Below are 15697 nucleotides of genomic sequence, written 5' to 3'. Positions count from 1 at the left end.
TGTCAGGTTTAATTGAAGATTGCTAATAAAAAACCAAAAATCAACCAAAACCAAAATGAAAAACTCTAAATATTATCCTTGGCTCGTAGTCGCGTTACTTTGGATTGTAGCTTTATTAAACTACATGGACAGGCAGATGCTCGCAACCATGAGACCATCAATGGAAAGTGACATTCCTGAATTAGTTTCAGGAGAAAATTTTGGACGCTTAATGGCAGTTTTTCTTTGGATTTATGCTTTGATGAGTCCAGTTTCTGGAATTATCGCCGATAAATTAAATAGAAAATGGCTAATTATTGGGAGTTTATTTGTTTGGTCTGCAGTTACCTATGCAATGGGTTATGCCAAAACATACGATGAAGTTTATTGGCTAAGAGCCATTATGGGCGTGAGCGAAGCTTTATACATTCCTGCTGGTTTATCTTTAATTGCCGATTATCATCAACAAAAAACAAGATCACTTGCCATCGGGATCCACATGACAGGGCTTTATGTTGGCTCGGCTTTAGGTGGCTTTGGAGCGACAATTGCAGCAAGATATTCTTGGCATTCTACTTTTCATCATTTCGGAATTGTAGGCGTGGTTTACTCTATCATTTTGGTTTTCTTTTTATTTGAGAAAAAGACAAAGGTTTTTGATCCAGAGTTTAATAAAACACACGAAAAAGTTTCTTTGCTAAAAGGTCTAGCCCTATTATTTACCAATATTTCTTTTTGGGTAATTCTTTTCTATTTCGCGATTATAAGTTTACCGGGATGGGCAACTAAAAACTGGCTTCCAACGCTTTTCTCAGACAATTTAGGTATTTCAATGGATCAGGCTGGGCCTTTAGCAACGATTACAATTTCATTTTCTTCTTTATTGGGAGTTGTGTTCGGTGGAATTTTATCAGATAAATGGGTTCAAAAAAATATAAAAGGAAGAATTTATACTAGCGCGATAGGTTTAAGCTTAACTATTCCCGCATTAATGTTGATCGGATTTGGGCATTCGTTGCTTCACGTGGTTGGCGCAGTTTTGTGTTTTGGTATAGGATACGGAATGTTTGACGCAAACAATATGCCCATTATCTGTCAATTTGTTTCTTCAAAATATCGGGCTACGGCTTATGGTATTTTAAATATGACAGGAGTTGGCTGTGGCGCATTGGTCACCTCTTTGTTAGGTAAATCAGCCGATACTGGTAATTTGGGTTATGGTTTTTCTTTGATGGCCGGTATCGTACTGATTGCCCTTATAACACAAATTAGTTTTTTGCGCCCAAAAGTAAACGATTTTGAAGAGGCTTAAAGCATAATTATTTACCCTTTTTTAAAAATTAGATTTGTTAGTTAGGTTTTTTGGTTTTATAAGCCTGGGCGAAGCCTTGCCGTTTCGCTCGGCTCATGATTCCTCAATTTTAATAGAATTTGAAGAAAAAATGAGAACACAAAAACGAAATTTATTTCTGTTCCTATTAATAGTTTTTACAGTCATTCCATTTAAAATGAATGCACAAAAAACGACTGTAAAAGTGGCTTGTTTGGGAGATTCTGTTACAGCGGGATATTTGTTGGCAAACCCGCAATCAGAATCTTATCCTTCGCAATTGCAGGTTTTAATGGGAAATGGTTATGAAATTAGAAATTTTGGACACAGTGGTGCAACTCTTTTAAAAAAAGGGAGTAAACCTTATTATAAAACTAAAGAATGCTCTGATGCGATTGCCTATCAGCCGGATATTGCAATTATTCATTTGGGATTAAATGATACTGATCCGAGGAACTGGCCGAATTACAAAGAAGATTTTAATGCCGATTATTTTTGGCTGATTGATGCATTAAGAAAACAGAATCCGAATGTAAAAATCTTTATCTGTCGTATGACTCCGATTTTCAATGAACATCCTCGTTTTAAATCGGGAACCCGAGATTGGTTTTGGCAAATTCAGGAGCATATCGGCGAGATTACAAAAGCCAACAATGTCAATTTAATTGACCTTCATGAAAAATTATATTCGCGTCCAGACCTTTTTCCAGATGCATTGCATCCAACAAAGGAAGGGGCAAAAATCTTAGCACAGACAGTTTACGAAAATGTTACCCAAGATTTTGGAGGTTTAAAATTAGGAACTGTTTTTACCGATAATATGGTTTTACAGCGTAACCAGCCGATTCTAATTTATGGAAATGCAAATGGAGGAGAAAAAGTTGAAGTAGTTTTTGATGATAAAAAAGAAATTGCAACAACAAATGAAGCAGGAAAATGGAAAGTTATTTTTCCAGCAATGAAATCTGGAGGAATTCACGAAATTTCAATTTCAACTTTAGATAAAAAAATCACTTTAAAAAATATTTTAATTGGAGATGTTTGGTTTTGTTCAGGACAATCTAATATGGCTTTTCCTCTAAAAAAATCTGAAAATGGAATCTCTGAAGTAAAGAAAGCGGTTGAGAACACCAACCTTAGATTATTCAATTTTGAAGCTATTCAAGAAACAAACGAAAAAGCTTTTGACTCGATTACTTTAGAAAAAGTAAATCAGTTGAAATATTTTTCTGGAAAATGGAAAACATGCGATTCTTTAAGTGCCAAAGATTTTTCGGCAGTAGCCTTTTACTTTGGTCAAAACATTATTCGCGAAGAAAATATTCCAATCGGATTAATAGAAGTTGCCGTTGGCGGTTCTCCAATAGAATCTTGGTTTGAGAGATATACTTTGGAGCATGATGATAAAGTAGTGGACGTATTAACAAATTGGAGAAAATCTGATTTCTTGCAGCCTTGGGTACGCTCTAGAGCAGACGAAAATTTAAAAAACGCAATAAACCCAAAACAGCGTCATCCTTACGATCCTTGTTACAATTACGAAGCAGGCGTTTCGCATTTTACAGCGTTTCCGATAAAGGGATTTATTTGGTACCAAGGAGAAAGCAATGCACATAATGTTGAATTGTATGAACATTTAATGCCAGAATTAGTCAAAAATTGGAGAAACGCTTGGGGAGGTTCATTGCCATTTTATTTTGTGCAATTATCAGGAATTAATCGACCATCGTGGCCAGAATTTAGAGATGCACAAAATAGAATTCAAAAAGAAATTCCTAATAGTGGCATGGCTGTTAGTATGGATTTTGGAGAAGAGACAAATGTTCATCCAATAAAGAAAAGGCAAATTGGGGAGCGATTAGCGTTATTGGCATTAAAAAATACATACGGCAAAAAAATAATAGCAAACGGACCAATTCCTTTAAAAGCAATTCAAAAAGGAGATGCAATTCTAGTTTCTTTTTCGAATGCAAAACAATTATACACCGCAGATAAAAAAGACCTAATCGGTTTTGAATTAGTTACCGAGAAAGGAATTCGGATTGAAACCAAAGCAAAAATTATAAAAGATCAAGTTGAGATTAGTATTCCGAATGGCGAAAAAGTTAATGAAGTTTTCTACGCCTGGAAACCTTATACAACAGCAAATTTGGTAAACGAAGCCAGTCTCCCATGTTCCACTTTTAAGCTTAAACTGAATTCTATAAGCAAAAACTAGAAAGCATCTCTATATCTATATTTTTCCTTTAGCTGACCTGATTTTTCAGCTAAAGTGACTTCACCTATCTATAACTGAACCTGAATTTATTTTCGGGCATAAAAAACATATATCAAAAATGAGCTATTCAAAAACTGATTTAATAGAATTAAAAGACTTTTATCAGAACCAATTACTAAATAATACAGTGCCATTTTGGTTTCCGCGATCTGTAGATACCGAGCATGGCGGTTACTTATTGATGCGGAACCAAACTGGAGATTTGATTGATACAGATAAATCGGTTTGGTTTCAGGGGCGCACAGCTTGGCTTTTAGCAACACTTTATAATACAATAGAGCCAAAGCAAGAATGGCTTGATGGCGCTAAATCGGGAATCGATTTTATTAATCAACATTGTTTTGATACTGATGGAAGAATGTTTTTTCACGTCACTCAAGATGGAAGCCCAATTCGTAAACGCCGTTATTATTTTTCTGAAACATTTGCAGCAATTGCGATGAGTGCTTACGCCAAAGCAAGTGGAGATGAAGCCGCAGCAGAACAAGCGCGACATCTTTTTGGAGAGTGCATAAAATATACAACAACTCCTGGTTTGTTAGAACCAAAATATACTTCAACAAGACCTTCAAAAGGAATTGGCTCTCCTATGATTATGATCAATACAGCACAGCAAATAAGAGAAAATATTGGCGACTCGCGTTGTGATGAATGGATTATGAAATGGATAGCCGAAATCGAAAATGACTTTGTAAAAGACGATATAAAATGTGTCATGGAACAAGTTGCTCCAGACGGTTCTATAATTGATCATATTGACGGACGCACTTTAAATCCTGGACATGCAATAGAAGGTGCATGGTTTATTCTGCATGAAGCAAAATACAGAAATAACGATCCACATTTAATTGAACTAGGGTGTAAAATGCTCGATTATATGTGGGAAAGAGGCTGGGATAAAGAACACGGAGGAATTCTATATTTCCTTGATGTTTATGGAAATCCTGTTCAGGAATATTGGCAGGATATGAAATTCTGGTGGCCACATAATGAAGTGATTATTGCAACCTTACTGGCTTATACCATGACAGGAAATGAGAAATATGCAAAATGGCATAAAATGATTCACGATTACTCGTATAGTAAATTTCATGATAAAGAAAATGGGGAGTGGTTTGGCTATTTGCACCGAGACGGAAGCGTAGCTCAAACTGCCAAAGGTAATCTTTATAAAGGACCATTTCATTTGCCTCGTCAGGAATGGTATTGTACACAAATATTAAACGAATATCTTGAGAAAAATTAAAGTCCGCTTATCCTGATTTATCCGCCAGTCATCAAGTTTTTCGTTATTATTTTTTAATGCTTTTTAACCAATTTATAACCAAATATTAAAAACTATGAAAAATGTATTACGCTATTTTTGTTCGTGTTTGATGTGTTTATGCAGTATAAATACAAAAGCGCAAAGTGGTAAAGTTTTAAATCTTGATGGCACTTCAACTTATATGACAGTGGCAGATCATCCGGATTTAGACTTTGGTTCGGGTCAAAATAAAACCGTAACCTGTTGGATTAAAACAACAACCAATACTGGAACACCAAGAATTTTTGCTAAAAGAAATGGCACTTCTGGTAATGGATATGAATTTTGGACAGGAAACGGCACAAATGCAGGAAAGTTTGCCATGAACATGAGTGGTACTGGAACTCCAGCAAGCATAAGTACAGCAGGCTATTCTGCTAATTCTCTCGCAGACGGAACTTGGCATCATATCGCTTTGGTTATGGATGCCTCGAGTAACCGAACTATGTATGGATACATTGACGGAGTTTTAGCCAATACAGGAAAAACATTTACTTCTGTAACTTCCGATTTTTCTAATGCTGTGAGCTTTGTAATTGGTGCAACTTCAGACGCTTCCAACAGCTACAAATGGGCAGGACAGATTGATAACGTACGTGTTTGGAATAAAGCAATGACAGCAACTGAATTGCAAGCAGATATGACAGCAGTTGTTAATGGACCTGCGACAGATCTTTTGGCAGCATGGAATTTTGAAAATATAACCGGCACTTCAGTTCCAGATATTTCAGGAAATAGTCATACGGGAACTCTTTTTGGATCTGTTACTTTTCCAAATGCTTTTCCGATGGTTTTAAATTTAGACGGAGTAAATGATTATATGTTAGTTTCAAATCATAGTGATTTTAACTTGGCGGCTGGACAAAATTTAACCATAAGTTGCAGAATAAAAACGGGCGATTTCGGAAAACGTATTTTGAGCAAACGTCCAAATGGTTCTGGAATTGGATATGAATTTATAAATAATACTTCGGCAGGAGGAGGACAGTTTGGAGTAAATTTAACGACAAGCGCAGGAGCAGCAGGCCCGCCGTACGGAACTTCGAGTATTGCAGACAATGTTTGGCATCATTTGGCAATGGTAGTTGATGTTGCCACCACAAGCTGTAAAATTTATGTTGATGGTGTTTTGCAGCAAACTAAAACATCGTCTAACATTGGAGGAACAAATACAGTTTCAAATACAGGAGATTTGTTTTTTGGCACGATAAGTAATTTTTCTTCTTATATGAATGCCCAAATCGATGACATTCGTTTTTGGAGCAAAGCTATGACTGCAGCAGAAGTTTTGACCGATAAGACAGTTGCAATAACGGGAACAGAAACTGGATTAATTGCCGCTTGGGATTTTGAAAATATAAGTGGTACAACGGTTCCAGATATTTCAGGGAATAATCATCCAGGAACATTAATGAATGGAGCTTCTGTTATTGCGCAGACGAATGAAATGCAGATTAATTCAATCTCTTTGATTCAGACAGAATTGCCAACAGGTTTAGGCGATACAGATCAGAGAATTATAGCGGTAAAAGCTTCTGTTTCGGGCAATTTAAATCCGTTGACGGTAAGTGCTTTAAAGTTTACTATGGCAGGAACTACCAATATTAGCGACGTTACAAATATTAAAATATATTCAAGCGGAAGCACAGCAATTTTTAATCCGACAACAGCAACATTATTTGGAAATGTTACACCTTCTAGCGGAAATCTTATTGTAAACGGATCAAAAGCATTGGCTTCTGGAGATAATTATTTTTGGATTACTTACGATGTTTCAGCTGGAGCAACTGAAGGAAATTTATTAGATGCAACCTGCGAGTCAATTGTTGCAAACGGAATAACTTATAATGTAGCCTCAAATACAGTATCTGGAAACCGAGTAATATTATTAACCAATACGCTTTTATTTACGCCTGGAGATGCAGGTTCTGCAAGTTATCGTATTCCAGCAATCATCACTGCTGCCGATGGTTCGCTGGTAACGGTAACAGATAAAAGATGGAATGGCTCAGGAGATTTATCGGCAAAAATAGATCCTGTTGTGCGCAGAAGTACCGATAACGGAAAAACTTGGTCTTCACCATTAACAATTGCCAATTTTGGAGCGGCAACCGGAGCAGGAGATGCGGCTTTGGTCTTAGATAAATCGACAGGAGAATTATTGTGTTTAGTTTCTGCAGATAAAGGATTTTTTGCTTCAACTAATGCGGTTCCTGCAAAGGTTTTGGTAATTCATAGTACGGATAACGGCGTAACTTGGGGAAGTCCTGTAGATATTACGAGTCAGATCTACGGACCAAACCCAAATTGGAAAGGATTGTTTGTTGCTTCTGGTAGAGCACATCAATTACGTGATGGTAAAATTGTTGCCACAATTGCAGTTCGAGAAAATGTTTCAGGAACAGAACGCATTAGTAATTATTTAATTACAAGTGCCGATCACGGTATTACTTGGACAGCATCGACAAATAGAGCAGAAATAGATGGAGATGAAGCAAAAGTGGTAGAATTGAATAACGGAAACATTATGATGAGTATAAGAAATCCGGGAACACGCCGTTTTAATATCTCGACAGATAAAGGAGCAACATGGGGAACAGCTTATAATCAAACAAGTATAACAGATCCAAATTGTGATGGTGATTTTATTCGTTATACTTCAACACTTGATGGTTACGATAAAAATCGCTTATTACATTCGATTCCATTTTCAAGCAGCCGTAAAAATGTAAGCGTGCAAATGAGTACAGATGAAGGAACAACTTGGGGTTCGCCAAAAACAATATTTCCTGGAGCATCTGCTTATTCAAGTCTTACTATTTTGCCAGACGGAACAATTGGCATTTATTATGAAAATGGCGAAAGCTCAACTTATCAGATGTATTTTGTCCGTTTCTCATTAAACTGGCTTACAAGCGGAGCTGATACATTTTTGCCTCCATCAAGTTCTTTATCAGCAAAAAAAGTAACAGAAAATACTGTAATAGAAAATAACGAATTTAGTGTTGAAGTAAGTCCAAATCCTGTTAAGGATATAGTTAAAATCAAAGTAAATAATGCTTCTGGAATTGCTGCAATTAAATTATTCGATTTAACTGGGAAATTAATTCGAACTTCCGTTTTAAATTTGAACGAAAAAGAGATATCATTTTCATTGGCAGACCAGCCTCAAGGAATTTATCTTTTAAATGTAAAAGATTCAAATACTGGACTTAACAGTAAAATTATAAAGAAATAAAATTAAAACATGAAACAAGCAATTGTAAATGCGATTGTGCATACAGGAGATGAAGTAATTGAAAATGGGGCCGTAATTATTGAAAACGGGACTATTATTTCAGTACACCAAGAAATACCAAATGACATTGAGCAAATTAATTTGGGAGGAAATCATCTCGCTGCAGGATTTATAGATATTCAGATTAATGGAGGAGAAAAGTACTATTTCAGTCAGACTCCAAATGAAGAAACCATTCAGGATATTTATGATGCAAGCATGAAGTATGGCACAACACATGTTTTACCTTGTTTGATTTCTTCTTCGAGAGAAACTATTCTCAACGGAATTGAAGCAGTTCGAGAATACATGCAAAAGCACAAAAATGGCGTTGTCGGAATGCATTTGGAAGGTCCGTTTTTAAATCCGTTAAGACGTGGCGCCCACAGTATTGATCAGGTGAGAAAGCCAACGAATGAAGAATTAGAAGAAATAATCAGAAAGGGAAAAGATGTTATAAAAGTTATTACAATTGCACCCGAATGTTTTACAGAAGAACAATTGAATATGCTAATCGAGAGCGGATTTACGATCTCGATTGGCCATTCGACCATAACACACAAAGAAGCACAATTTTATTTCTCTAAAGGAATAAATCTTGTGACACATTTGTTTAATGCCATGACGCAGTTTGGCCACCGCGAACCAGGTTTGGTTGGAGCTGTTTTTGAAAATGAAGAAGTTTATGCTCCAGTTATTCTAGATGGTGCACATTGCGATTATGCAGCAGCAAAAGTAGCTTACAAGTTAAAACAAGAAAAATTCTTCCTAATAAGCGATGCAACTTTTTTAGGGCGAAAAGTAGCCAATTTTAAGTGGGACAATTTTGACGCGCATTTAGAAAATGGTTTTTACAGAAACGAAGACGGCAATCTGGCGGGAGCTACAATATCAATGACAGAAGCGGTGCAAAATGCTTACAATCATCTGAATGTTTCGGCTGATGAAGCAATAAAAATGGCAACTACAAGGGTAGCTTCTGCTATTGGTATGCAAGAAAAAATCGGCAAAATAAAGCCTGGTTTTCCTGCCAGTTTTGTCCAATTCAATGCTGATTTAAGTGAAATAGAAACGCTTGATTTTTCTAAAACCGACAGTTCTATTTCCTAATGATTAAAGAAAAAGTGTCTCCAATTTTGAGTAAATTTAAAGAACTCAAAATCATTTTTATCGGAATTTTTTTTTCCTTTTTGTGGGCTTCTGCATCTACAGCTACAAAAATTGGACTTCATTCTGCTCAGCCTTTTGTAATTTCTATTTTTAGATTTCTAATCGCTGGATGCATTATGCTTCTTATTTCGCATCTTATAATGGCAAAACGTCTGCCTCAAAGAAAAGAATGGATTCAAATCAGTATTTATGGTTTGCTCAATATTACTTTTTATTTGGGTTTGTATGTTCTTGCTATGCAAAAAGTATCCGCTGGTTTAGGGAGTTTGGCAGTAGCAACTAATCCTGTTTTTATTGTTTTGATTTCGGCAGTTTGGTTATCTCATAAAATCGATTTTAAAAATATTATTAGCTTATTGCTTTGTCTTACGGGTGTTTTTTTTGCGGCCTATCCTTTATTACAAAGCAGCTTCGCAACTCCCAGCGGAATACTGATTCTTCTAGTTAGTATGATTGCATATTCATTAGGAACAATTTATTATTCTAGGCAAGAATGGAATGATTTGCATATTTTAACCATAAATGGCTGGCAAACCATAATTGGAGCTGTATTTCTTTTTCCTGTCTTGGTTTTAACTTATAAATCAGATCAAAATAATTTAGATTTAAATTTCTGGCTTTCCACTTTTTGGCTGGCAATTGCAGTTTCTATTGGAGCCATTCAGCTTTGGCTTTATCTCTTAAAAATAAATCCGATAAAAGCTTCGTATTGGCTTTTCTTGTGTCCAATATTCGGTTTTTTAATCGCTTACTTAGTTGTCGAGGAACCATTGACTTTTTATACTTTTCTTGGTGTTGTTTTCGTAATATTAGGATTGTATATTAGCCTTTCTTCAAAAAAAATAAAAGAAAAATGACAAGATGAAATGTTTGAAAATCAAAACATTAAAAAAGTTTTAAGTATAGAAATAGTATACAAAAATTTACTATTAGTATACTTTATATTCATATTTTTCTTGCAATATGCTTGTTTTTATCGAGCATATTTATAGTTTTGCATGATATTTTAACCCCAAACCTACTTTACTTACTGATGAGAAAAAACACTCACTTTTTTGTATTTGCCCTATTGGCAAGTATTATTTTTGGCTGTAGTGATGATGGCGAAAACTACAAACCAAGTTACCTGCCAAGCATAGATGCTACAGCTTTACCCGCAGAAAATAAACCAATGACTATGTTTGAAGACGACGAAGATCCTTCAATCATGTACAATAAAGCAGATCGCTGGTTTAGAGTAAACGAACCTTTTCAAGTTATTTTAAAAGGAAAAGATTCTGTACAAGTTTCACTTTATTCTCCAGTTGGACTGACAGATGTTAAGGTGTACGCAAAATTGGCGAATTACGATAAGAAGTTTTTGCTTTTTAATTTTTCAAAAGTTCCAGCTTTTCATCGTTCGTTTCATAAAATTCCTTTAACGGAGCAGAAAAATGATTATTTGCTAGAAACAGGAAATACGGTAACAATCGATAAAATCGACGGATTTTCGTCTGGAGCAATTGAGTTTTTTATAGAATCGGAAGATCCTTTGTTTAAGAAAATCAAAAAGATAAAATCGACGCATTTAGTTCAGTTTCATGATGGATACCACATTAATGAATTGGGTAAATTTCTTCCAATGAATCCAGCTTTAGCAAAAGAAGCAATTACGATGATTATTAACTATTCGTATGCGTTAAGCCATCCTTTGTATTATGATACTTTCATCAACTTTGACAGATACAAACAAGAACAGGCAACGACTGCAGGGACAGCTATAAACGGTGCATTAAATTGGCATGGAAATGCTGAAGATGTTGATGGAGTTTACGATTACTATTCTAAAGAAGAAATCGAAAAAATATATTGGAACTATCTTGATAAAAGAACCGTTTGGATGGCTATGGTAGGAGGAGATTCTGCTTGGGGCGGAGGAAATCTGGCTTCGCAATGGGAGTCGGGTTATGTAACTGGACATTGGTTAGGAGAAATGTCGGTTTGGTCTCACGAATATTCGCATCACATCGGTTTTAGCCATAGCAGTAATTTAGCAAATAGTGGCGAAGGCGGTGGCCAACAGGAAATGCTTACTCATTTTTATAAATACCTGATTTACTTAAATGATCTTCCGTTTACAGATCCAGAAGTTTTAAAAACATATGCAAAAACGGCTTATGTAAAAGGAACTTATAAAAAACCAGTATTTACCATTAATCCTAAAAATCCATTTTTGCTGAAATATAAAGGTGAAGGAAAATGGAACTAAAATATAAATTAAACATGAAACATATTCTGCCCCTAATTTTAGCGCTTTGTTTGTTTACAAATTGCAGTAAAGACGATGTAGCATCTAAAGATTATACCTATTATTATCCAACAGATGAAGCTTCTATTACTAACGAAAATATTCCAGGAAGCACAGAAGCATTCGATCCAAAAGGAATTGCAATTGCAAATGAGAAATTATACGTTATTAACGGAAATGTATTGGAAGTTTTTAATGCACTAACATTAGCTCATATTAAAACAATTAAAGAGTACAAAAAAGGAACAACAACAATTCCTTTAACGAGCTTAACATCTGTTAGCGTTGATAACGGTCGCATTTATGTAGGAAGTACAGAATCGAGATTATTTGTTTTTGATGAAACTACAAATGCGGGAATCAGTACGGTAGGAAACGGTCAATGGTGGCAAACTTTTGTACACGTTTTTGGTGTTGTAGCAAAAGACGGATTGGTGTTTGTAAAAGAAAAAGAAAAAAGCATAAAAGTTCTTGACGCTTCTCAAATTACAGAAACCAGCGATTGGAATTTAAAACCTATTGCCAAATTAAATACTTTAAACGGATGGACAGAAGTGTATTCATTAGATATTCTTGACGGAAATTTGGTAGTAGCAGGAAGAGATGCAAAAAGCTATTTGTATTATAATATAGCCAATATAAAAGCTAATGCAGAAGCTTCGCTTACAACTCCTATAGAGCCGCAAAAAGTGCAATTTTTGGATATTAAACCAATTGCAGTATCTTTTAGTAAGGATTGGGCAGTTACTTCAGAAAATATTGGAAGTGCTTCTTATTTAAAATTGTATCCAAAAGCAGAGTTCAATAAAATGAATTACAAAGCGGTTTTAAGCGCTTCTGATATTTTAGGAAAAAATCCATTTGGGACTATTGTTGGTACGGCACAGCTTGATGACCGTATTTTCTTATCTGATAATACCAATAAAAAAATTAGAGTTATTAAATTGAATAAATCTGTAATTGCAGAACAGAACAATTAAGATTTTGACTCTCAATACTTTTAAATCCAAGTTCCAAACTTCAAATTGGAATTTGGATTTTTTTATTTAAAGCCTTAAAATAACCTACTAAATTGATAGGTTAATAAAAGTTTTGATAATTTATGCGTTAAAATTGAAAATAACTATTTAAATTTGCACTCGCTATGAAGAAACAGAACCAGAAAATGAATAATTATTATCGTCGCAGCATGATGTGCTGTGCTACTGTTATGGTATTTATTGAGCTGGCTTAAATATAAAATGATAAAATTTATTTCAAAAAAGCCTTTCAACTGATTTATGAAAGGCTTTTTTGTTTTTAAAACTCAAAAAATGATTGAATTAAAAAATGTAACCAAAACTTTTCATCAGAAAGACAAAATCGTTTCGGCTTTGTCTGATGTCTCTTTGACAGTTCCTGAAGGGAAAATTTTTGGTGTAATTGGAACTTCCGGAGCAGGAAAAAGTACGCTGATTCGCTGCGTGAATTTGTTGGAAAGACCAACTTCTGGCGAAATTATCGTTGACGGAAAAGCTTTAATGCAGTTATCAAACGCAGAATTAGCGATTGAAAGAAGACAAATCGGAATGATTTTTCAGCATTTTAATCTGCTTTCTTCTAGAACTGTTTTTGACAATGTGGCTTTTCCATTAGAATTGGCTGGAACTTCAAAAGGCGAAATCAAAACACGTGTTTTAGAATTATTGCAATTAGTTGGTTTAGCCGAAAAAGCAAACGATTATCCAGCAAGTCTTTCGGGCGGACAAAAACAAAGAGTAGCTATTGCAAGAACTTTAGCCAATAATCCGAAAGTACTTTTGTCTGATGAAGCTACAAGCGCACTAGATCCTGCAACTACAAGATCGATTTTAAATTTATTGAAAGACATTAACAAACGTCTGAATATTACGGTTTTATTGATTACGCATCAAATGGAAGTGGTAAAATCGATTTGTGATGAAGTCGCGGTAATCAGTCATGGAAAATTGATCGAGCAAGGAAGTGTTGGAGAAATCTTCGCAGACCCAAAACATGAATTGACAAAAGAGTTTATTGCTTCGTCTTTACATATTGATGTTCCTTCTGTTTATCAGGAAAAATTACAGAAAGAAGATAACGGAAATTTGAATCCGTTATTGAAATTAGAAATGACAGGAAAATCGGTTAATGAACCGGTTATATCAGAAGTTTCAAGACTTTTTGATACCGATTTCAAAATTGTAAGCGCACAAATGGATCAGGCGGGCGAAGTTAATTTTGGCGTAATGCTGATTGAACTTTCAGGAAAACGCGAAAATTACACTGCGGCAATTCAGTATTTTAATTCAAAACATATTAAAACAGAAATTATAGGTTATGTCTGATTCTCTTATAGATTTATTATTAAAAGGAACGTGGGAAACCATTGTTATGACTTTTGTATCGGGCTTTTTCGGTTTTTTGTTAGGACTTCCAACTGGAATTTTATTGTTCTTAACTCGTAAAAATCAAATTCTAGAACAGCCAGTTTTAAACAGAACATTATCAGTTGTGGTAAATGTTTTTCGTTCTATTCCATTTATTATTTTAATCGTTTGGATGATTCCGTTTACACGTGCCATTGTCGGAACTTCAATTGGTGTGAGTGCAGCTTTAGTCCCGTTGAGTATTGGTGCGGCGCCATTTATTGCTCGTTTAGTAGAAAACAGCTTGCTAGGTTTACCGTCAGGATTAATTGAAGCGGCAAGAGCTTTGGGAGCAACTCCTTTGCAAATTGTTTACAAAGTATTATTGCCAGAAGCTTTGCCTTCGTTAATTAATGCGGCTTCAATTACTTTAATTACTCTTGTCGGATATTCTGCAATGGGCGGAGCTGTTGGAGCAGGAGGTTTGGGACAAGTTGGATATCAATATGGATATATTGGTTATGATGCCGTAACAATGAATTCAGTTTTGGCTCTATTGGTCATTTTAGTATTCGTGATTCAGTTTGCGGGAGATCGATTATCAAAACGATTCGATCATAGATAAGATTTTTAGTCGAAAGTCAAAAGTCAAAAGTCGAAAGTCAAAAGTCGAAAGTCAAAAGTCAAAAGTCAAAAGTCAAAAGTGAAGTGTTAGAAGTTAAAATTTAAAAAAGATATAATTATTATGAAAAGAAATATTTTAAAAATAGCTGGAGTTTTGGCTTTGGCGCTTGTTTTATCCAATTGTGGAAATAAAAAAAATAATGATCCTCATTTTATTAAAGTGGGAGTGGCTTCAGGTCCAGAATTGAAAGTGGCAGAAGCGGCTAAAAAAGTGGCAAAAGAAAAATACGGATTGGAAGTAGAATTAGTTTCTTTCAACGATTATGTGATTCCAAACGAAGCTTTGAGTCAGGGTGATATTGATGCAAATGCTTTTCAGCATAAACCGTATTTAGATGAACAATCAAAACAACGCGGTTACAAATTGGCCATTATCGGAAAAACGTTTGTGTATCCGATTGCAGCTTATTCTAAAAAAATAAAAAGCCTTTCTGAATTGAAAAACGAAAGCACGATTATTATTCCAAACGATCCAACAAACGGAGGACGTTCTTTATTGCTTTTACAGAAAAACGGATTATTGAAATTGAAAGATGGTGTTGGTTTATTGCCAAAGGTAACTGACATTGTGAGCAATCCTAAAAACTTAAAAATTTTAGAATTAGAAGCGCCTCAATTGCCTCGTGCATTAGACGACGAAAATGTTTCTATTGCAATCATCAACAATACTTTCGCTTCTGCAGCAGGATTGGTTCCTTCTCGTGATGCTTTATTTGTGGAAGATAAAGAGTCGCCTTATGTGAATTTGGTAGTAAGCCGTGAAGACAATAAAAACGAAGAAAAAGTAAAACAGTTTTTACAAGCTTTTCAATCTCCAGAAGTTGAAAAAGCAGCCGAGCAAGAATTTAAAGGCGGAGCAGTAAAAGGCTGGTAAAAGAATGTGATATGTAAAATGTGAGATGTGAAATGTTATGGATTAAGACATTTCACATCTCACATTTTACAATTCACAATTATATAAAACAATCTTTTGATTTTGTAAGGCTTACCTTTTTTGATTGAACTAAATTTAGTGTTCAA

Annotated in this window: 11 protein-coding genes; all 11 read left to right on the top strand. The window is 35.1% G+C overall.

Annotation, left to right across the window (positions count from 1 at the left end; genetic code table 11):
* Positions 1–55: 55 nt before the first annotated feature.
* Positions 56–1291: an MFS transporter gene (locus JC605_RS12820; RefSeq protein WP_198856568.1), complete on the top strand. Its 1236-nt coding sequence runs from the start codon at positions 56–58 to the stop codon at positions 1289–1291.
* Between the two features lie 196 nt (positions 1292–1487).
* Complete coding sequence (locus tag JC605_RS12815) at positions 1488–3527, top strand: GDSL-type esterase/lipase family protein (protein ID WP_233074098.1); 2040 nt, start codon at positions 1488–1490, stop codon at positions 3525–3527.
* 118 nt (positions 3528–3645) lie between these two features.
* A complete protein-coding gene (locus tag JC605_RS12810) occupies positions 3646–4833 on the top strand; it encodes an AGE family epimerase/isomerase (RefSeq protein ID WP_198856566.1) in 1188 nt (395 codons plus the stop codon).
* Positions 4834–4927: 94 nt separating this feature from the next.
* Complete coding sequence (locus JC605_RS12805) at positions 4928–8131, top strand: LamG-like jellyroll fold domain-containing protein (RefSeq protein WP_198856565.1); 3204 nt, start codon at positions 4928–4930, stop codon at positions 8129–8131.
* A gap of 9 nt (positions 8132–8140) precedes the next feature.
* Positions 8141–9280: an N-acetylglucosamine-6-phosphate deacetylase gene (gene nagA / locus JC605_RS12800; protein WP_198856564.1), complete on the top strand. Its 1140-nt coding sequence runs from the start codon at positions 8141–8143 to the stop codon at positions 9278–9280.
* Positions 9280–10197, top strand: a complete 918-nt coding sequence (locus JC605_RS12795) for a DMT family transporter (protein ID WP_198856563.1) — start codon at positions 9280–9282, stop codon at positions 10195–10197. The genes nagA and JC605_RS12795 overlap by 1 nt, the downstream gene beginning before the upstream one ends.
* A gap of 176 nt (positions 10198–10373) precedes the next feature.
* Complete coding sequence (locus JC605_RS12790) at positions 10374–11588, top strand: hypothetical protein (protein ID WP_198856562.1); 1215 nt, start codon at positions 10374–10376, stop codon at positions 11586–11588.
* A gap of 14 nt (positions 11589–11602) precedes the next feature.
* Positions 11603–12607: a hypothetical protein gene (locus JC605_RS12785; protein WP_233074097.1), complete on the top strand. Its 1005-nt coding sequence runs from the start codon at positions 11603–11605 to the stop codon at positions 12605–12607.
* 333 nt (positions 12608–12940) lie between these two features.
* On the top strand, positions 12941–13972 hold the full coding sequence (metN, locus tag JC605_RS12780; RefSeq protein WP_198856560.1) for a methionine ABC transporter ATP-binding protein MetN: 1032 nt from the start codon (positions 12941–12943) through the stop codon (positions 13970–13972).
* A complete protein-coding gene (locus tag JC605_RS12775; RefSeq protein ID WP_095929005.1) occupies positions 13965–14618 on the top strand; it encodes a methionine ABC transporter permease MetI in 654 nt (217 codons plus the stop codon). Before metN ends, JC605_RS12775 begins: the two co-directional genes overlap by 8 nt.
* Positions 14619–14738: 120 nt before the next feature.
* Positions 14739–15551: a methionine ABC transporter substrate-binding lipoprotein MetQ gene (gene metQ / locus JC605_RS12770; RefSeq protein ID WP_198856559.1), complete on the top strand. Its 813-nt coding sequence runs from the start codon at positions 14739–14741 to the stop codon at positions 15549–15551.
* Positions 15552–15697: the final 146 nt, after the last annotated feature.

Origin of the sequence: Flavobacterium sp. IB48 (assembly GCF_016405855.1) — a bacterium.
GTDB classification, from domain to species: domain Bacteria; phylum Bacteroidota; class Bacteroidia; order Flavobacteriales; family Flavobacteriaceae; genus Flavobacterium; species Flavobacterium ginsengisoli.
The sequence above is the reverse complement of the archived record's forward strand: the minus strand, read 5'-3'. Positions and strand labels throughout refer to the sequence as shown.

Bases quoted from the DNA above. Each gene is read 5' to 3' on its own strand.
- JC605_RS12820 (WP_198856568.1), top strand. From the start codon at position 56: ATGAAAAACTCTAAATATTATCCTTGGCTCGTAGTCGCGTTACTTTGG.
- JC605_RS12810 (WP_198856566.1), top strand. From the start codon at position 3,646: ATGAGCTATTCAAAAACTGATTTAATAGAATTAAAAGACTTTTATCAG.
- metQ (WP_198856559.1), top strand. From the start codon at position 14,739: ATGAAAAGAAATATTTTAAAAATAGCTGGAGTTTTGGCTTTGGCGCTT.
- metN (WP_198856560.1), top strand. From the start codon at position 12,941: ATGATTGAATTAAAAAATGTAACCAAAACTTTTCATCAGAAAGACAAA.
- nagA (WP_198856564.1), top strand. From the start codon at position 8,141: ATGAAACAAGCAATTGTAAATGCGATTGTGCATACAGGAGATGAAGTA.
- JC605_RS12805 (WP_198856565.1), top strand. From the start codon at position 4,928: ATGAAAAATGTATTACGCTATTTTTGTTCGTGTTTGATGTGTTTATGC.
- JC605_RS12815 (WP_233074098.1), top strand. From the start codon at position 1,488: ATGAATGCACAAAAAACGACTGTAAAAGTGGCTTGTTTGGGAGATTCT.
- JC605_RS12790 (WP_198856562.1), top strand. From the start codon at position 10,374: ATGAGAAAAAACACTCACTTTTTTGTATTTGCCCTATTGGCAAGTATT.
- JC605_RS12775 (WP_095929005.1), top strand. From the start codon at position 13,965: ATGTCTGATTCTCTTATAGATTTATTATTAAAAGGAACGTGGGAAACC.
- JC605_RS12795 (WP_198856563.1), top strand. From the start codon at position 9,280: ATGATTAAAGAAAAAGTGTCTCCAATTTTGAGTAAATTTAAAGAACTC.
- JC605_RS12785 (WP_233074097.1), top strand. From the start codon at position 11,603: ATGAAACATATTCTGCCCCTAATTTTAGCGCTTTGTTTGTTTACAAAT.